This is a genomic window from Streptomyces sp. AgN23, from assembly GCF_001598115.1.
Classification (GTDB): Bacteria; Actinomycetota; Actinomycetes; order Streptomycetales; family Streptomycetaceae; genus Streptomyces; species Streptomyces antimycoticus.
Map to the genome: position 1 here is coordinate 5,780,662 of NZ_CP007153.1, position 18,332 is coordinate 5,798,993.

An 18,332-nucleotide genomic window follows, 5' to 3' on the forward strand; every position below is an offset into this window, starting at 1 on the left:
TGTGACGTACGGCCCGCTCCCTGCCGGTCAGGGAGCGGGCCGTACGGTCGCTTCGGGTCCGGCGCGCCGGGGTTCATGGGTTCCAGACGGGGTTCACGGGCCCCAGAACGCGTCCCAGGCGTCGATGTCCTCGACGCATTGGTCGATGTCGGTGATCTTCCCGCCGACGACGGTGAAGAAATTTCCGGTCCTCATGTCCAGGCCGCGGTTGCCGCGCTCGGCGCGCAGGTGGTGGCTGGACATCGCGTGTCCGCGCCCGTCGCACAGCACCCTCTCCACGTCGACCCGCAGCGTGCCGCCGGTCTCCTCGTACATCGAGCGGTACAGGTCCAGGCAGGCGTCCCGGCCCTTGTGGTGGCCCGACATCGCGTTGTCACCCGGCAGATGATGGACGGCGTCCGCCGTCATCAGCGTCGATACCGTGTCCAGATCGCCCTCGGAGAAGGCCGTGCAGGCGCGGCGCGCCAAGGTGCGATCGGGGTGTTCGGCCATGGCATCTCACACCTTCCATGCCGATGGAAAACCCTTCCTCCTTCCATCCTGCCGCTGTCAGTGGTCTAGGGGTGGCCTCGTAGCGGAGCTACTAGGACATTTCGGCAACACCGCGAGCGTGCGTGCCAGACCGTGACGCCGCTCACCATTTCCCCCGAGGTCGTAAGCTCTCCGCCATGCCGCCCCGTGCCCGTGCCCGCAGCTATGACCTCGCCAAGACCCGGACCGCCGTGATCGCGCAGCTGAGGCTGGTGCGGAAGGCGGCCGAGGGGCTGGAGCCGACCGCCCTGGACGCCCCCACCCGGCTCGGCGACTGGACGGTCCGGGAGCTGATCGCGCATCTGTCGATGGCCGTGACGTCCGTCGTGCGCCTCCTGGAGCTGCCCGCGCCGCCTGTGCGCGAGGTCACCGTCACCGGCTGGGCGTCGGCGGTGGCGGGGCACTCCGGGTCGATCGACGAGGACACCCGCGGTCTCGCGGCGGACGCGGATCCGGGCGAGCTGCTGGAGCGCGCCGAGGCCCGGTTCGCCGAGGTGGCCGCCGTCGCGCCCGCCGACCGGCTGCTGGCCGCCCGCGTCGGGGCGATGCGGCTGGACGACTACCTGGTCACCCGCTGTGTGGAGCTCGTGGTCCACGCCGACGATCTGGCGGATGCCACCGGCGTCCCCGTGCCGTACGACCGTCAGGCGCTGGCCACCGCCACCCGCGTGCTCGCCGACGCCCTCGCGGTGAAGGCGCCCGGCGGCTCGGTCGAGGTCCGGATCCCGCCGTTCGCCGTGATCCAGTGCGTCGAGGGCCCCCGGCACACCCGCGGCACCCCGCCGAACGTCGTCGAGACCGATCCGCCGACCTGGATCCGCCTCGCCACGGGCCGTCTGACCTGGGCCGAGGCCCTGGACTCCGCACCGCTGACCGCGAGCGGCGACCGCGCCGACCTCTCCGCCCACCTTCCCGTGCTCGGCTGACGGGTCCGAGATGTGATCCTTGCCTCGGACGGGCGGCTCCGCCCCCGGCCGTGCGCAGGTCGGACACGGGTTCCGCGGGCCCGGAGCGGTGCGGGGAATGTGACTTACGCCCCCCTGACGGGTCCCTCGTTCGGAGGCACCGCCGGACTGGCCTAGACTCGATGACGTGCCACGTGGTGACGGACGACTCAGCCACGACCTGCTCCCCGGTGAGAAGGGCCCCCAGGACGCTTGCGGCGTCTTCGGAGTCTGGGCACCGGGTGAAGAGGTCGCCAAACTCACCTATTTCGGGCTGTACGCACTGCAGCACCGTGGACAGGAGTCCGCGGGCATCGCGGTGAGCAACGGCTCCCAGATCCTCGTCTTCAAGGACATGGGCCTGGTTTCCCAGGTCTTCGACGAGACCTCCCTCGGCTCTCTCACGGGCCATATCGCGGTCGGTCACGCCCGCTACTCCACCACCGGAGCCTCGGTGTGGGAGAACGCGCAGCCGACCTTCCGGGCCACCGCCCACGGCTCGATCGCGCTCGGCCACAACGGGAACCTGGTCAACACCGCCGAGCTGGCGGAGCTGGTCGCGGCCCTGCCCCGGGACGGCGGCCGGGCCACCCAGGTCGCGGCGACCAATGACACCGACCTGGTCACCGCCCTGCTCGCGGGCCAGGTGGACGACGACGGCAAGCCGCTGACCGTCGAGCAGGCGGCCCCCATCGTCCTGCCCAAGGTCAAGGGCGCTTTCAGCCTCGTCTACATGGACGAGCGCACGCTGTACGCGGCGCGCGACCCCCAGGGCATCCGCCCGCTGGTCCTCGGCCGCCTCGAGCGCGGCTGGGTGGTGGCGTCCGAGACCGCCGCCCTGGACATCGTGGGCGCGTCCTTCATCCGGGAGATCGAGCCCGGCGAGATGGTCGCCATCGACGAGAACGGTCTGCGCTCGACCACCTTCGCCGAGGCCCGTCCCAAGGGCTGTGTCTTCGAGTACGTGTACCTCGCCCGCCCCGACACCGACATCGCGGGCCGGAATGTGTACCTCTCCCGGGTCGAGATGGGCCGCCGGCTGGCCAAGGAGGCCCCGGCCGACGCCGACCTGGTCATAGCGACGCCCGAGTCCGGCACCCCCGCCGCCGTCGGCTACGCCGAGGCCAGCGGGATTCCGTACGGTTCCGGACTGGTCAAGAACAGCTATGTGGGCCGGACCTTCATCCAGCCCTCGCAGACCATCCGCCAGCTCGGCATCCGGCTCAAGCTGAACCCCCTCAAGGAGGTCATCCGGGGCAAGCGCCTGGTGGTCGTCGACGACTCGATCGTCCGCGGCAACACCCAGCGCGCCCTGGTGCGGATGCTCCGCGAGGCCGGCGCCGCCGAGGTCCACATCCGGATCTCCTCCCCGCCGATCAAGTGGCCGTGCTTCTTCGGCATAGATTTCGCCACCCGCGCCGAGCTGATCGCCAACGGCCTCTCGGTCGAGGAGATCGGCAAGTCGCTGGGCGCCGACTCGCTGGCGTACATCTCCACCGACGGCATGATCGAGGCGACCACGATCGCCAAGCCGAATCTGTGCCGAGCCTGCTTCGACGGTGAGTACCCGATGGAGCTGCCGGATCCGGGTCTGCTGGGCAAGCACCTCCTGGAGTCCGAAACACAGGCCCCGAACAGCGCCGACGCCGACGGCGTGACGACGCTGACCGCTGGTGTCGGCGGCGCCGACGCCCTGCGCCGTCCCTGAGCGCACGCCTGTCCTCCCCGAACGAAAGATCTCTACGTCATGCCTGAGTCCGGGTCCACCTACGCCGCCGCGGGCGTCGACATCGAGGCCGGTGACCGCGCCGTCGAGCTGATGAAGGAGTGGGTCAAGAAGGCGAGCAGGCCCGAGGTCGTGGGCGGCCTCGGCGGTTTCGCCGGGCTCTTCGACGCCTCCGCCCTGGCTCGCTACCAGCGTCCGCTGCTCGCCTCCGCCACCGACGGGGTCGGCACCAAGGTGGACATCGCCCGGCGGATGGGCGTGTACGACACCATCGGCCGCGACCTGGTCGGCATGGTCGTGGACGACCTGGTGGTCTGCGGCGCCGAGCCGCTCTTCATGACCGACTACATCTGCGTCGGCAAGGTCTACCCGGAGCGCGTCGCCGCCATCGTCAAGGGCATCGCCGAGGGCTGCACCCTCGCCGGCTGCGCCCTGGTGGGCGGCGAGACCGCCGAGCACCCGGGGCTGCTGGGCGCCGATGACTTCGATGTCGCCGGGGCCGGTACGGGCGTGGTCGAGGCCGATCGGGTGCTGGGCGCCGATCGCATCCGTACGGGGGATGCGGTGATCGCCATGGCCTCGTCCGGACTTCACTCGAACGGGTACTCACTCGTCCGCCATGTGCTCTTCGACCGGGCCGGCTGGGCGCTGGACCGCGAGGTGCCGGAGCTGGGCCGGACGCTGGGGGAGGAGCTGCTGGAGCCCACGCGGATCTACTCGCTGGACTGTCTGGCCCTCACCCGCACCACCGAGGTGCACGCCTTCTCGCACATCACCGGCGGCGGGCTCGCCAACAACCTCGCGCGGGTCATCCCCGAGGAGCTGCGCGCGGTCGTGGACCGCTCGACCTGGACCCCTGGGGCGATCTTCGAGCTGGTCGGTCAGGCCGGCTCGGTCGAGCGTCTTGAGCTGGAGAAGACCCTCAACATGGGCGTCGGCATGATGGCGATCGTCCCGGCCGACTCCGTCGATGTGGCGCTCACCACGCTCGCCGACCGCGGTGTCGACGCCTGGGTCAGCGGTGAGATCACCGAGCGCACGGCCCCGCACGCGGAAGCGGTGACGCTGACCGGTGACCATGCGGACTGAGCGGACCGCGCCAGGTGTGCGGACAGCACAGAAGCCGGTCCGAGGCGGGTGCCCCGGACCGGTGGAGGTGTGCGGCGATAAGCCGAGCGCCTGGAACGGGTGGTTCAGGCGCGCCGACGCTGCGGGGACGGATCGGACTGGTCGTCGTCCTCGTCCTCATCGTCGTTGTACAGATCCGCGTACTGTGCGTACGGGTCGTCGTCCAGCTCATCGTCCTCGAACTGCTCGCCATTCGGCGGCTGGCTCGGTGTCGATGCGCCCAGCTCCTCGGCCAGGCGTGAGAGATCCGTCCCACCGCTGTTGTACTTCAGCTGGCGGGCGACCTTCGTCTGCTTGGCCTTGGCCCGGCCGCGCCCCATGGCTCGACCCCCTCAACGACGGGGCTCGACGGCCCCAGAGTCTTGACACGCGTTCACGTTCATAAATCGGAGCGGACTCTCATAAGAGAGACCGGTCCGTAGGGCTTCAACGGTACCTGCTTCTGTGGCCATACGGTACGTCGCCCACACGACGTGCCACGAGGCAGAACCCGCGAGGAGCCCGTTCCTCGCTGGTCAGCTGCGATTTTAGCCTGTCTTGCGGGCCGACCCGCCGACAGGTCGTGAGGGATGTCTCGCCGATGGCTCCCAGAGGGCTCCCATGCCGCCCCTCCGGCGGCCTCCGGCAAGATCCCACACGGCCTGCCCACGGCTGCGCCCAGACGCTCTCAGGCGCCTGTGGGCCACGGCTCAGGCGTCGTGGCCCTCCGCCATCCGGTGCTCGGCCAGCCGGTCGGCGGCCGCGGCGGGCGGGATTCCGTCGGTCTGCGCACGATCGAATATGGCCAAAGTCGTGTCGAAGATCTTTGTCGCCTTCGCCTTGGCCCGATCGAAGTCGAACCCGTGCAGCTCATCCGCCACCTGGATGACACCACCGGCGTTCACCACGTAGTCCGGCGCGTAGAGGATCCCGCGGCCGGCCAGGTCCTTCTCGACCCCCGGGTGGGCCAGCTGGTTGTTCGCCGCGCCGCACACCACCTTCGCGGTCAGCACGGGCACCGTGGCGTCGTCCAGGGCGCCACCGAGCGCGCACGGGGCGTAGACGTCCAGGTCGGCGCGGATCAGCGCCTCGGTGTCCCGGACCGCCCGCACCCGGGGGTGGCGGGCCAGCACGCGGTCCACCGAATCACCGCGCACATCCGTGACCACGACCTCGGCGCCGTCCTCCAGCAGATGCCCGACCAGGTGGTGGCCCACCTTGCCGACCCCCGCGACGCCGACCCGGCGGCCGCGCAGCGTGGGCGCGCCCCAGGACGCCTGGGCGCTCGCCCGCATCCCCTGGAAGACACCGAAGGCGGTCAGCACCGAGGAGTCGCCGGCGCCGCCGTTCTCGGGGGAGCGGCCGGTGGTCCAGGGGCACTCGCGGGCGACGACGTCCATGTCGGACACATAGGTGCCCACATCGCAGGCGGTGACGTAGCGGCCGCCCAGAGAGGCCACGAAGCGGCCGTAGGCGAGCAGCAGCTTTTCGGTCTTGATCTCTTCGGGATCGCCGAGGATCACGGCCTTGCCGCCACCGTGGTCGAGCCCGGCGAGCGCGTTCTTGTAGGACATGCCGCGGGCGAGGTTGAGGGCGTCGAGGAGCGCCGCCTCTTCGGGGTTCTCCTCGGAGGCGTAGGCGTGGAAGCGGGTGCCGCCGAGGGCCGGGCCCAGGGCGGTCGAGTGAAGGGCGATGACGGCCTTGAGACCGCTCTCGCGGTCCTGGCAGAGCAGGACCTGCTCATGCCCGCCGAGATCGGACCGGAACAGCGTCGCAAGCGGTGAGAGAGGGTTCGGCACGCGACTCTCCGTCGGACCGTCGGCACTGACGGTGTGACGTACGTCGGTCACGGTGGTGACTCCCATAGGTCGGGGTAGACGCCCTCCTGGCTGGTGGGGAGGGCCGTGGGCAAGAGCGTAAGCCCTGGGGCCCCAGGGGATCGGCCATGTCCCCGACGAGTCCGGATACCGGGCATGGGACGATGCCGTCAGGTGGGGGTAAGGGAGCCCCTGGCGGTGGTCTCAGCCTTGAGGGAGCGCGTGTGACCTTGGCGTCTTCGGTGATTGTCCCGTACGCGGCGTATCTCCGGGTCTATGAGCCACTGGCAGCGTTTCCGGAGCCGGAGCGATCGCACTGGGCGCGGTATGCCAAGCGCGACGACCTGCCGGGCGCGCAGGATGAGCTGCGCCGCTCGCTCGCGGACCTCCTGCCGGTCCCGCCGGTGGCGGTTCCGGTGCACGAGAGCGCGGACGCCTTCGTGGCGCTCGTGGACGGCGTCACATGCGTCTGTCCGTGGCGTACGCGGCTGAGGGGCTGGCTGGCCCTGGAAGAGCTGCCGGAGCGCCTTCCCGGGCCCCTCCTGGACGCGGCGCTGCCCCCGGTGGTGCGCCGGCAGGCGGTGGCGGACTTCGAGCGGTGGCTGGAGCGCAACCCGGACGCCCGGCCGTGGATCCGCTCGGCCACCTGGCATGTGCCGGTGCGCTGGTTCGTGCTCTTCGGGGACGAGGAGCGCGAATTCACCAAGGGTGACGACGGCCTCATCCTCCGTTACCGCACTCCGATGGTCCAGGCCAGGCGCCGGGTTGCGCGTGGCCTTAAGGTGCTCAAGGAGTCCCTCGGCGAGGGGCCGCTGATCGACGGGCTGGTGGACGTCGGCCGGTGGCTCGAGGAGTTCCACCCTCGGTCGCTGGTCGAGCTGGACTACGGCGGTCTGGTGCACACGCTGCCCGCCGGGCAGCTGGAGGAGGACCACTCGGCCGCGGATGTGGCGGAGGGCCTCGCGGCGCTGCGCGACGGGGACGGGGAGCGGGCGGGCAGCGCGTACGAGCGGCTGACCGACCGCTGGAGCGTGATCCGCGGGCGGCAGAACGCGAGCTGAGCCCGGCCGGAGCGGCGCCGGGCGGCCGGTTGACGATCGACCGGAACAGACGGGGACGTAGGTCCCGATCCGGGCCATTGCCTCAATCGTGACCTAAAGCACTGACTTCGGGCCTTGCGGTAATCGCCCATCCTCGTGTCAAAATAGGACAAGGAGTCCGGGAGGGATTCCTTCCGTCCAAGTATGGGCGGATTCATCGGTATTGCACTCCTTGATGGATCTGGCTACCCCTGATCCTGTTGTGACTGATCGTCACGGCCGCGTGACTGTCCGCTATGGCATGGTCCATCGGCTTCCGTTGAGGTTGGACACCTGAGAGGGCAATTCCATCGGTTTGGCCGACGGGGCTGGACAGATGGTGTAGTTGTAGTGCCGAGGACAAGCCGTTCGTCCTATAACCGACTCGGCCCGCGTCCGCCATTTCGGGCAACGCGGGTCAAGGTGCAGAATTTAGAGGAAAGAACCGTGATGGTTCGGTTCTCCCGAGGAGGCCGCTCATGACCGCTCGCACCCCTGATGCCGAGCCGCTGCTGACCCCGGCTGAGGTTGCCACGATGTTCCGCGTGGACCCGAAGACGGTCACTCGCTGGGCGAAGGCAGGCAAGCTCACGTCCATCCGCACGCTCGGAGGGCATCGGCGCTACCGCGAAGCGGAGGTCCGTGCACTTCTTGCGGGCATCCCGCAGCAGCGCAGCGAGGCCTGAACAACCGCATAACCGGGCATTTCCGGGCCCCCAGCCCGGTTTTCGCCTGTATAGCTCCACACGACGGGTGCCTGCCCCAACAGGCCCGCCACCGCTCGACATGGGTGCGTCGTTGATCGCGCTGGACTCCGCCGGGTCCGGCGCGATCTTTTTATGCCCGGGAACGGCCTTCCGGAGGGTGCCTCCAGAGGAGTCGCAAGTGGCCCTGGAGAGGCAATAGTTCGGCTTGCCCGGGGGTGTCCCGCGGTGTCTCCCGGAGGCTCACGGCGAGTCCCCCGCGGGGTGTTCGGGGAGCGTTGGGGAGGCATGGACAGACGGTGCAATTGCACATATTAAATTGACCCATGGTGAGAGGGGTGTAAGTTCCCTCACTCCGGAAACTCATTCAGTGACTCCAGTCACACTGCCCAGTCATTGCCCTGTGCCTGCTGGTTGCGCTAGAGGGCAACTGCGGTAAGGGTTTACCGAGTTGGCGGTGGAGCGGCGGCCGTCGCCTGGTGGCCGACCCCGTCGTCGGCCTCGTCCCCAACTCCGTTGCCGGCCCCGTCGCCAGCCCCGTCGCCAGCCCTGTCGCCCGCCTCGTCGGCCGCCGAGGGCTCCATCGCCAGCCGCAGCAGGCGATGGCAGATCGGGCAGTGCCGGGTGAAGTGGCGGTAGCCCGCGGCAGCCGCCAGATGGGCGCGCAGCAGCGCCCTGGTCTCATGCCTCGCGGACGTCGTCATACGCCGCACCTCCCGCGCGCCCCCGCGCCTTTTAGCTTGGGTACCTCTGGGTGTGGTGTGCCGTCAAGACGCCAAAGGCCCGGATCCATATACGGATCCGGGCCTTCCGGGTAAGCGGTCCTGACGGGATTTGAACCCGCGGCCTCCACCTTGACAGGGTGGCGAGCACTCCAAACTGCTCCACAGGACCAACAGTGACGCCTGCGACTTCGTCGCCCTGCGCCGCGCTGGTGTGCGCTGCGATGCAGACTCTACAGCAGGTCAGGGGGTGCGGTCGAACTCGCGCCCGGCGGGGCTCCGGCGGGCCGCCGGAGCCCCGCCGGGCGCCCTTACGGCGCCGCCGCGTCGATGGCCTTCACGATGCGCTTGTCGGACACCGGATAGGCCGTGCCGAGGGCGTGCGCGAAGTAGCTGACCCGCAACTCCTCGATCATCCAGCGGATCTCCAGCGCCTCCTGGGGCACCGGGCGCCCCGGCGGGAACTGCTCCAGCAGCCAGGCGTACTCGTCCCGCATCTCCCGCACCTTCGCCATCCGGGCGCGGTCCCGGTCGGCGTTGCCCGGAAGCTGCTGCAGCCGCCGGTCCACGGCCACCAGATAGCGCATGAGGTCCGGAAGCCGCCGTACGCCGTGCGCGGTCACGAAGCCCGGTGTGATGAGTTCCGAGAGCTGCTCCCTGATGTCCGTGAGGGACGGCAGCAGCACCGGGCTCCTGGTGTCCTTGAGCCGCCGCTCGCACGACTGCCAGGCCGCCAGCACCTCCTGGACCTTGCGCACGGTGTCCAGCGTGGCGTCCGTGATGTCGCTGCGCACCGCCTCGAAGAGCTTGCGGAACGACTCCTCGTCCCAGGCCGGGCCGCCACGGGCCGCGATCAGCCGGTCGGCCGCCGCGGCCACGCAGTCCTCGAAGAGCGCCTGCACACCGCCGTGCGGGCTGCTGGAGAGCGCCAGCTTGGCCTGGTTGGAGAGCTTGCCCTGGACGAACTTGGCGGGGCTGGACGGCAGCTGGAGCAGGATCAGCCGGCGCGTCCCCCGCCACATCGCCTCCTGCTGCTCGGCCTCGGTGTCGAAGAGCCGTACGGCCACCGAGGCGCCCTCGTCGACGAGCGCCGGATACGCCTTGACCGGCTGGCCGCCGCGGCGCGTCTCGAAGGTGCGCGGCAGCGTCCCGACCGTCCACCGGGTCAGCCCGCCGCGCTGCTCGATCCCCGCGCCCTCCTTGGAGGACTCGAACGCCTTGGAGATCGCGGCCCGCGTCTTCGGCCGCAGCCGCTGCCGCAGCACCTCCAGATCCTTGTCCTCGGCCAGCTTGCGGCGCCGCTCGTCCACCACCCGGAAGGTGACCTTGAGGTGGTCGGGGACCTTCGTCAGGTCCCAGTCCTCCGGCTCGATCCGCACGCCCACCATCCGCTGCAGCTCGCGCCCGAGCGCCGCGGTCAGCGGCTCCTGGAGGGGGACAGCGCTTTCCAGGAAGCGCTTGGCATAGTTCGGCGCCGGGACGTAGTGACGGCGCACCGGTTTGGGCAGCGAGCGGATCAGCTCGGTGACCAGATCCTCCCGCAGCCCCGGAATCTGCCAGTCGAAACCGTCCGCGGTGACCTGGTTGAGCACCTGCAGCGGGACGTGGACGGTCACACCGTCCGCGTCCGCCCCCGGCTCGAATTGATAGGTCACCCTGAACTTGAGCTTCCCCTGGCGCCAGGAGTCCGGATAGGCGTCCTTGGTGATGTCCTGCGCGCGCTCGTTGATGAGCATCGACTTCTCGAAGTTGAGAAGCTCCGGCGCGGCCCCTCCTTCCCGACACTTGTGCTTCCACCAGGAGTCGAAATGGGCGCCGGAGACCACATGCTCGGGGATCCGCTGGTCGTAGAAGTCGAAGAGCGTCTCGTCGTCCACGAGGATGTCGCGGCGCCGGGCCCGGTGCTCCAGCTCCTCGACCTCGCCCAGCAACTTGCGGTTGTCGTGGAAGAACTGGTGGTGGGTGCGCCAGTCGCCCTCCACCAGGGCGTTACGGATGAACAGATCGCGGCTGGTCTCCGGGTCGATCCGGCCGTAGTTGACCTTCCGCTGGGCGACGATCGGCACCCCGTAGAGCGTGACCCGCTCATACGCCATCACCGCGGCCTGCTTCTGCTCCCAGTGCGGCTCGCTGTAGGTGCGTTTGACCAGGTGCTGGGCGAGCGGCTCGATCCACTCCGGCTCGATCTTCGCGTTGACCCGCGCCCACAGCCGGGACGTCTCCACCAGCTCCGCCGACATCACCCAGCGCGGCGGCTTCTTGAACAGCGCCGAGCCGGGGAACACCGCGAACTTGGCGCCGCGCGCGCCCAGATACTCGTTCTTGGCGCCGTCCTTCCCGCCCTCCCCCCCTGCGTTCTTCAGACCCACATGGGACAGCAGCCCCGCCAGCAACGACGTATGGACGTGATCGGGCGCCGCGTCCTGCTCGGACATATGGATGTCCATGGTCTTGGCGACCGTGCGCAGCTGGCTGTAGATGTCCTGCCATTCGCGTATGCGCAGGTAGTTGAGGAACTCATTGCGGCACATCCGGCGGAAGGCGGAGGAGGACAGCTCCTTCTGCCGCTCCCGGATGTACTTCCACAGATTGAGGAAGGCCAGGAAGTCGCTGGACTCGTCCTTGAACCTGGCATGGTGCTGATCCGCCTGCTGCTGCTTGTCCGAGGGGCGCTCGCGCGGGTCCTGGATGGACAGCGCAGCCGCGATCACCATGACCTCGCGGACACAGCCGTTGCGATCCGCCTCCAGCACCATCCGGGCCAGCCGCGGGTCCACCGGCAGCTGGGCCAGCTTCCGGCCGACCTGGGTGAGCCGCTTGCGCGGGTCCTTCTGCTTGCTGTCCAGGGCGTGCAGCTCCTCCAGGAGCTGGACGCCGTCCTTGACGTTGCGGCGGTCCGGCGGGTCGATGAAGGGGAACTTCTCGATATCGCCGAGGCCGGCGGCGGTCATCTGGAGGATGACGGAGGCCAGATTGGTCCGGAGGATCTCGGCGTCGGTGAACTCAGGGCGGGTGAGGAAGTCGTCCTCGGAGTACAGCCGGATGCAGATGCCGTCGCTGGTCCGGCCGCAGCGGCCCTTGCGCTGATTGGCGCTGGCCTGGGAGATCGGCTCGATGGGCAGCCGCTGGACCTTGGTGCGATGGCTGTAGCGGGAGATCCGGGCAGCGCCCGGGTCGATCACATAGCGGATACCGGGGACGGTCAGCGAGGTCTCGGCGACGTTGGTCGCCAGCACGATCCGGCGGCCGGTGTGTCTCTGGAAGACCCGGTGCTGCTCGGCGTGCGACAGCCGGGCGTACAGCGGAAGGACCTCGGTGACCGGGAGCTTCTTCTTGTTCAGCGCGTCGGCGGTGTCGCGGATCTCCCGCTCACCGGAGAGGAAGACCAGGATGTCGCCGGGCCCCTCGGCCTGGAGCTCGTCGACCGCGTCGCAGATCGCGGTGATCTGGTCGCGGTCGCTGTCCTCGCCGCCCTCCTCGAGCAGCGGGCGGTAGCGCACCTCGACCGGATACGTACGCCCGCTGACCTCGACGATCGGCGCGTCGCCGAAATGGCGGGAAAAGCGCTCCGGGTCGATGGTGGCGGAGGTGATCACGACCTTGAGGTCGGGACGGCGGGGCAGTAGCTGGGCCAGATAGCCCAGCAGGAAGTCGATGTTGAGGCTGCGCTCATGGGCCTCGTCGATGATGATCGTGTCGTACTGGCGCAGCTCGCGGTCGGTCTGGATCTCGGCGAGCAGGATGCCGTCGGTCATCAGCTTGACGTGAGTGTCCTGGCCCACCTGATCGGTGAAGCGGACCTTCCAGCCGACGGACTCGCCCAGCGGCGACCGCAGCTCCTCGGCGATGCGCTCGGCCACGGTGCGGGCGGCGATACGGCGCGGCTGCGTATGGCCGATAAGTCCCTTGACGCCGCGCCCCAGCTCCAAACAGATCTTCGGAATCTGGGTGGTCTTCCCGGAGCCGGTCTCACCTGCGACGATCACCACCTGGTGATCCCGGACGGCCTCGAGGATCGCGTCCTTCTTCTGGCTGACCGGCAGCTCTTCCGGATAGGTGATGGCCGGCACGGCGGCGCGGCGGTCCGCGACCCGCAGCTCGGCACGCGTGATCTCCTCGGTGATCTCACCGAGCACGGCCGCTCGGGCCTCGGGTTTACGGATCCGGCGCGCACCGTCGAGTCGGCGTCCCAGCCGCTGCTGGTCGCGCAGCATCAGCTCGGGCAGCCGCTCCAGAAGGGCGGGCAGGGCGGGGGCAGGCGTGGTGGACATACGGATCCCAGGATCTCACCTCGGCAAAACGACTGGCGAACCATTTCCGCCGGGTGTTGTCCGGGCCACGTCGTGCGGTATGCCGGGATTGTCCGTTCTAGCGTGGGCGTATGGCGGACGACGAAAGCGGCGAAGGCGCGGGCGGGGGCGACGCGAGCGAGGGCAGGGGCGGGGGCAAAAGCGACGCGAACGAGGGCAAGGGCGGGGGCAAGGGCGACGCGAGCGAGGGCAGGGGCGCGCCCGACGCGGGGAGGGGCAGGGGCGGGGCGGACGCGGCCAAGGGCGGGGCGGACCGGCTCTCCTCATGGGCCCGTTTCAAGCACACCCCCTTCTTCCCCGCGACCGTCATCGTGCTGCTCATCTCCGCGGGCGCGGGGCTCTTCGCGGGCTCGTACACCTTCGCCTTCGCCAATCCCACCCCCCGGAACATCCCCACCGCCATCGTGACCACCGATGACGGCTCCGCCGTGCGGAACCAGTTCCTCACCGGGATGGAGAAGGCCCTGAACGCGTCCCTCAAGCTGCACCCCTACCCCAGCTATGCGAAGGCCCGCTGGTCCCTGGAGGAGCAGCGGGTCTTCGCGATCCTGCGGGCGCGCGGCCGTGGCGTCGAGCTGGATGTCGCGGGCGCGGCGGGGGCGACCGTGGCCCAAGTGCTCAGCCAGGCCGGTGGCAAGGTGGGCCGGGCCTCCGGGGTGCCCGTCACGGTCAGGGATCTGAAGCCGCTGCAGCCCGGCGATCCGCGCGGACTCGCGGTCTTCTACATCTCCCTGGCCGCCACGATCATCGGCTTCCTCGGCGCCATCCAGCTCAGCGTGAACGCCGCCGGGCTCAACCCGGCCGAGCGGATCGGCTTCAACGTCGCGTACGCCATGCTCGGCGCCTTCTCGATCGCGGCGATCGTCGACTGGGGGCTGGAGGCGCTCCGGCTCCCCTTCGCGGAGTCGTGGGCGATCCTGGCGTTGACGATGATCACCTCGGGTCTGGTGTTCTCCATGTTCAACGTCCTCTTCGGGCGCTGGGCGCTCCTGCCCACCTGGGGCGTGATGGTGATCCTCGGCAACCCGTCCTCCGGCGGCGCCGTCTCCTGGCCCTTGCTCCCCTCGCTCCTGGGCGCCATCGGCCGCTGGCTCCCGCCGGGTGCCTCGGTCAACGCCCAGCACACCGCGATCTACTTCCCTCACCACCAGCACCCCTTCCCCTTCCTGGTGCTGGGGGGCTGGTCTGTGGTGTCCGCCGTGGTCTTCTGGACCTGGCGCCACCGCCACCCGGGCGGGCGGCCGCCGAGGGCGACGCCGACGCGGTGCTGAGAGGGGTGGTGCGGGGGGTGGCGCGGGCGGGGGCGGTGCGGTGCGGGCACACAAAAAAGTCCCTCCCCCGCAGATCAGGGGAGGGACTTCGTCAAAGAGCGCCGAGCAGGCCTTGCACCTACATCCCTCGTTTGGAGACGAGTATCTTTCCTTAGACGACCGACGCATCAACTCCCGCCCCGTTGGGGCGGCGTTGCGAGATCAACTATAGCCCATCCGGGCGATCACAGCCGCCACAGCGGGGCGTCGTACCGCTCCGGCTGAGTCCCGATCAGCAGGGCCCGCAGATCCGCGCGTTGGACACCGCTCAGGCCGAGGGCCTCGGTCAGGCGGCGGAAGGTGGTGTGGCTGACCCCGCGGGCGCGGGCCTCCTCCGCGAAGCGGGCGACCCCGGCCAGTACGGCCCTGGGCCGGAACGGGCCCTCGGGCGCCGCCCCGAACCGCGCGGCCTTCTCCCGCTCGTAGTCGATCTCCGAGCATCCGCAGATGTCCCGGCAGTGCCGCTCGGCCTCGGCGAGACCGGTCGTATCGGCGATGGCCCCGGCGAGCCCATTGCGGCGGAACGCGGCGTCGAGATCCGCCTGATGGACCACGGCCCCGTCGTCCGTCAGGGGAATGGTGAGCCCCGCGTCCCGCACCTCGCACAGCCCGCGCACCCTCCGCGCCGTGGCCGTGAGCATGCCGGTGGCCTCCGACGGATGCCACTCCATGACGGGGCCGATGGGCGCGACGTCCTCGGCGGTGAGCGTATGGACCACCGGCCCCAGCCGTTCGCGCAGCACCTCCACCGGGATCTCCCCGTCCAGCCCCGGCCCGGCGACCAGCAGCCGGATCTCCGCGGCCACCCGCGCGCACGCGGCAAGCGACAGCGCGTCCCCGAGCGGGCTGCGCAGCGTTGGCTCATCGCCTCGCGCGAGGATGTCGCCGCCCACGTCCAGCAGGTCGATCGAGGCCGGGGCCAGGTGCTCGATCAGCTCTTCCAACTGCCGGACCATGCCCTCCACCCCGTGGTGGGGGTCGAGCAGCGCGAAGGTGTGCGGCAGCTCGGCGGCGAGCCGGGGCAGCGTGGACCCGGCCGGCGCCACCGGCCGCGCGTCCTTGGGCACGGCGTACACGCTCGGCGTAAGGGCCCGCAGACCGGTGAAGTCGGCCGCTCCCCGGGGCCCGGGGACGGGATCGACGAGCAGCCGGTCCCAGGCGTAGGTCAGGACCACCGCCCGGTCGTCGGCCGTCCCGGGCCCGTACAGAGCCCGGTCGATCACCGCGGCGGCAACGGCGTCACCGCCACCTCCCCCCGCCACGATCAGCCGTGTCATCAGCCCAGCGTACGGCCGGAACGGCCGATACCGTCGTACTTCGGGCGCGCCCCGCCCAGCCGTCGCCCCGCCCAACCGTCACCCCGCCCCGGCCGCGCTGGCCTCACCGGCGGCGGGCGGGGCAGGGCGAGGCCGGTCAGGAATGAATCGGCGAGGAATCGGACGGCTTGGGTTTCGCTTCCGCCTCGGCCTCCTGCCGGGCTTTGCCGTCGTCCCCGAGGACGTTCGGGTTGGTCTCGGGGGCGGCCGCCACGGCGAAGACGGTGACCAGGCCCATGCCGATGAGGAACAGCGCGATCGGCCAGGACGCGCCCGACCAGGCGAGCAGCGCCGTGGCGACGATGGGGGAGAACCCGCCGACGATCATCGACGCGAGCTCATGCCCCAGGGCGAGCCCGCTGTAGGCCACCCGGCTGGCGAAGAGTTCGGTGAAGAACGCCGGCTGGGTGCCGATCATCGCCCCGTGGCCGAGCACGACCGCCACGAAGATCGCGACGAAGATCAGCACCGGATCGCGCGAGTCGAACAGCGCGAAGAACGGATACGCCCAGACGATCACCGCGATAGCGCCCCCGATATACACCGGTCGGCGTCCGACGCGGTCGGAGAGCGCCCCGAACATGGGCATCGCGAACGACTCGAACAGCATCCCCACCACGAGCGCGGCCAGCACCACGCCCTTGCCCACCCCGATCTCGGACGCGTAGGAGAGGCTGAAGGTGAGGAAGAGGTAACTCGCACCGGTTTCGGCGACCCGCGCGCCGAAGGCGATCAGGATGGACCTGGGGTGGGTGCGGATGACGTCGAGAAGCGGCGGGGTGGACTTCTTCGGCTCCGAGTCCTTCTCCTGGAACGCCGGTGTCTCCATGATCCGGAGCCGGATCAGCAGTCCGACGGCGGTGAGCAGGATGCCGACCACGAACGGAATGCGCCATCCCCAGGCGAGGAAGGACTCCTTGGTGGTCACCTCCTGGGCCAGCGCGTAGGCGGCGGCGGACAGGACGAACCCGAGCCCCACGCCGGTCTGGCTCCAGGCCGAGTAGAAGCCGCGGCGGTGGCTCGGCGCGTGCTCGCTGACGATCAGCACCCCGCCGCCCCACTCGCCGCCGACCGCGATGCCCTGCACGACCCGCAGCGTCACCAGCAGCACCGGCGCCCAGACCCCGACGGTGGCGTAGGTGGGCAGCAGGCCGATCAGACAGGTCGCGACGCCCATGATCACCAGGGTGGTCACCAGCATCGACTTTCGGCCGATCCGGTCCCCGAAGTGCCCGAAGATGACACCGCCCAACGGCCGGGCGAGGAACCCCACCGCGTTGGTACCGAAGGCGGCGATCGTCCCCACCAGCGGATTGAAGGTCGGGAAGAACAGGGTGTTGAACACGAGCGCGGCGGCCGTGCCGTAGAGGAAGAAGTCGTACCACTCCAATGCGCTACCGAACAAACTTGCGATCGCAGCCTTGCGTACTTCGCTCGGGGGGCCCTTCACGTCTGCCATATCGGCTCTCCAATGGCCGCTTCGGATGGGATCAAGACCTGCGGCTCGGTTGTGTTCGGGGATTGTTCGCCGCTGGTTCTCGTGGCGGGAATGGCGACGTTCCGCTCACCGGGACGCGGGCGGGAACCGGCGACCCGCCGCCCTTCAGACGTGCTGCGGCCGTACGCTCCTCACGCTTCCCTCGTTCGTGCGATTTTCGTACTTATCGGTCTTGCGTTCCGCCGTGCCTGGTCACGCTCTTCACGGTGTCGGTCCCGTCCAGGGGCCCCCGACGGAAGGTAGACACACATGCGTGGAAGGCTCGTCATCGCTGCCGCCGCCCTGACCATGGCTCTGACGCCGGGCGCGGCGTGGGCAGCACAGGACGGCGACGACCAGACGACCGGTTCCCACCGCCCCGAGGCGTCAGTCTCCCGTGAAGATCCCCGGACCGACGAGGGGGTGCCCGGATACGAGCTGGTCACCCTGCCCAACAAGAACGTCCCGAACTTCCAGCGGCGCACGGTGTACTGCCCCGAGGGCAAGAAGGCCATCGGCGGCGGCGCCGAGGCCCGCGGCAACGACGCCATCCTCGTCGGCAGCTTCCCCACCGACGACGGCAGGGGCTGGATCGGCCTGGGCCGCCAGACCACCACCGACAACGTGGGCATCAGCGTCTTCGTCATCTGCGCCTACGTCTGATCGACACACGACGCGGCGGGGCCACGGCGACGCAGCGGCCACCGCAACGAAGAAGCCCCCTGCCGGACGGACCGGGAGGGGGCTTTGCCCTGGTAGGGCTGCGGTGGCTGGGGCCGGGGTCGAACCGGCGACCTTCCGCTTTTCAGGCGGGGTGCGGTGGCCGCCAGGGCCCGTCTCGCCTGGCTCGGCGGTCCGCTGACGTCCGCTGCTGGCGTCGGCGTACGCGGCCGTTGGCGTCACGGCTGGCGTCAGACGATCTCTTCGTCCCGAACTACGGGATGGGCGGTCAGTGAGGTCTGCTGCGCTGGTCGGGCAGTCGGCTGGGATTGGTGGTGGTCGGCTGCTGTCGCGATGGTTGCTGTACTTCGCTGCTGTACAGCCGACACGTGCGCACGCGTTCCAAGTCTGCTGGCGGGGTGATGGGGCTTGTGCGGATCTGTTCATCTGAGGTCATGAGTGGCTGGTGACCGAATCGGGGACGGCTCCAGGTCTCGTCTGAACGGCCGTGAACGGGGCTGAATGAGACGGAAACTGCGACGGCGAGGGTCCCAATGGCGGTAATTCGGTGCTGTACCGAAAACAGGCGCCTCGTCCCTGTTGAACCTGGTCGAGGGTCCGAGCGTGGA

14 protein-coding genes and 2 tRNA genes are annotated in these 18,332 nt (G+C 69.7%); 7 read left to right on the plus strand and 9 right to left on the minus strand.

Annotated features, from left to right (window positions below; translation table 11 throughout):
- Positions 1–93: 93 nt before the first annotated feature.
- Positions 94–492 (minus strand): nuclear transport factor 2 family protein, encoded by a 399-nt coding sequence (locus AS97_RS24935; protein WP_059146540.1) that lies wholly within the window; start codon positions 490–492, stop codon positions 94–96.
- Positions 493–668: 176 nt separating this feature from the next.
- On the opposite strand from AS97_RS24935, the gene AS97_RS24940 reads away from it, so the two are divergent.
- The 3 genes from AS97_RS24940 to purM all read left to right on the plus strand — a co-directional run bounded on the left by AS97_RS24940 (position 669) and on the right by purM (position 4,290).
- Positions 669–1,457 carry a maleylpyruvate isomerase family mycothiol-dependent enzyme gene (locus AS97_RS24940; protein WP_210565688.1) on the plus strand — a complete coding sequence of 263 codons (789 nt, stop codon included), beginning with the start codon at positions 669–671 and terminating at the stop codon, positions 1,455–1,457.
- Between the two features lie 166 nt (positions 1,458–1,623).
- The gene (gene purF / locus AS97_RS24945) at positions 1,624–3,183 is read left to right on the plus strand and encodes an amidophosphoribosyltransferase (protein ID WP_059146542.1); all 1,560 of its coding nucleotides are present in this window, start codon (positions 1,624–1,626) and stop codon (positions 3,181–3,183) included.
- Positions 3,184–3,222: 39 nt separating this feature from the next.
- The gene (gene purM / locus AS97_RS24950; protein ID WP_210565689.1) at positions 3,223–4,290 is read left to right on the plus strand and encodes a phosphoribosylformylglycinamidine cyclo-ligase; all 1,068 of its coding nucleotides are present in this window, start codon (positions 3,223–3,225) and stop codon (positions 4,288–4,290) included.
- Positions 4,291–4,394: 104 nt separating this feature from the next.
- On the opposite strand, the gene AS97_RS24955 is transcribed toward purM, so the two are convergent.
- Together AS97_RS24955 and AS97_RS24960 are read right to left on the minus strand one after the other, a co-directional pair.
- Positions 4,395–4,649 (minus strand): DUF3073 domain-containing protein, encoded by a 255-nt coding sequence (locus AS97_RS24955; protein WP_059146544.1) that lies wholly within the window; start codon positions 4,647–4,649, stop codon positions 4,395–4,397.
- Between the two features lie 369 nt (positions 4,650–5,018).
- The gene (locus tag AS97_RS24960) at positions 5,019–6,173 is read right to left on the minus strand and encodes a Glu/Leu/Phe/Val dehydrogenase (RefSeq protein WP_210565690.1); all 1,155 of its coding nucleotides are present in this window, start codon (positions 6,171–6,173) and stop codon (positions 5,019–5,021) included.
- Positions 6,174–6,349: 176 nt separating this feature from the next.
- Here AS97_RS24960 and AS97_RS24965 point away from each other — a divergent pair, with 176 nt between their 5' ends.
- The gene (locus AS97_RS24965) at positions 6,350–7,186 is read left to right on the plus strand and encodes a hypothetical protein (protein WP_059146546.1); all 837 of its coding nucleotides are present in this window, start codon (positions 6,350–6,352) and stop codon (positions 7,184–7,186) included.
- 497 nt (positions 7,187–7,683) lie between these two features.
- On the plus strand, positions 7,684–7,890 hold the full coding sequence (bldC, locus tag AS97_RS24970; RefSeq protein WP_003949541.1) for a developmental transcriptional regulator BldC: 207 nt from the start codon (positions 7,684–7,686) through the stop codon (positions 7,888–7,890).
- Between the two features lie 461 nt (positions 7,891–8,351).
- On the opposite strand, the gene AS97_RS24975 is transcribed toward bldC, so the two are convergent.
- From AS97_RS24975 to hrpA, 3 genes are all read right to left on the minus strand, one after another.
- The gene (locus AS97_RS24975) at positions 8,352–8,612 is read right to left on the minus strand and encodes a DUF6274 family protein (protein WP_086711524.1); all 261 of its coding nucleotides are present in this window, start codon (positions 8,610–8,612) and stop codon (positions 8,352–8,354) included.
- Between the two features lie 115 nt (positions 8,613–8,727).
- A tRNA-Asp gene (locus AS97_RS24980) sits at positions 8,728–8,802 on the minus strand.
- A 139-nt stretch (positions 8,803–8,941) separates the two neighbouring features.
- Positions 8,942–12,901: an ATP-dependent RNA helicase HrpA gene (gene hrpA, locus AS97_RS24985; protein ID WP_210565691.1), complete on the minus strand. Its 3,960-nt coding sequence runs from the start codon at positions 12,899–12,901 to the stop codon at positions 8,942–8,944.
- Between the two features lie 110 nt (positions 12,902–13,011).
- Here hrpA and AS97_RS24990 point away from each other — a divergent pair, with 110 nt between their 5' ends.
- Positions 13,012–14,211 carry an ABC transporter permease gene (locus AS97_RS24990; RefSeq protein ID WP_210565692.1) on the plus strand — a complete coding sequence of 400 codons (1,200 nt, stop codon included), beginning with the start codon at positions 13,012–13,014 and terminating at the stop codon, positions 14,209–14,211.
- A gap of 224 nt (positions 14,212–14,435) precedes the next feature.
- Here AS97_RS24990 and AS97_RS24995 read toward each other — a convergent pair whose 3' ends face one another.
- Positions 14,436–15,527: a DUF1152 domain-containing protein gene (locus tag AS97_RS24995; protein ID WP_210565693.1), complete on the minus strand. Its 1,092-nt coding sequence runs from the start codon at positions 15,525–15,527 to the stop codon at positions 14,436–14,438.
- A 136-nt stretch (positions 15,528–15,663) separates the two neighbouring features.
- The gene (locus AS97_RS25000; RefSeq protein WP_247204483.1) at positions 15,664–16,971 is read right to left on the minus strand and encodes an MFS transporter; all 1,308 of its coding nucleotides are present in this window, start codon (positions 16,969–16,971) and stop codon (positions 15,664–15,666) included.
- A 342-nt stretch (positions 16,972–17,313) separates the two neighbouring features.
- On the opposite strand from AS97_RS25000, the gene AS97_RS25005 reads away from it, so the two are divergent.
- On the plus strand, positions 17,314–17,706 hold the full coding sequence (locus AS97_RS25005) for a hypothetical protein (protein ID WP_059147595.1): 393 nt from the start codon (positions 17,314–17,316) through the stop codon (positions 17,704–17,706).
- A gap of 104 nt (positions 17,707–17,810) precedes the next feature.
- Here the strand turns inward: AS97_RS25005 and AS97_RS25010 are convergent.
- Positions 17,811–17,871: transfer RNA gene (locus tag AS97_RS25010), tRNA-Phe, on the minus strand.
- Positions 17,872–18,332 lie beyond the last annotated feature (461 nt).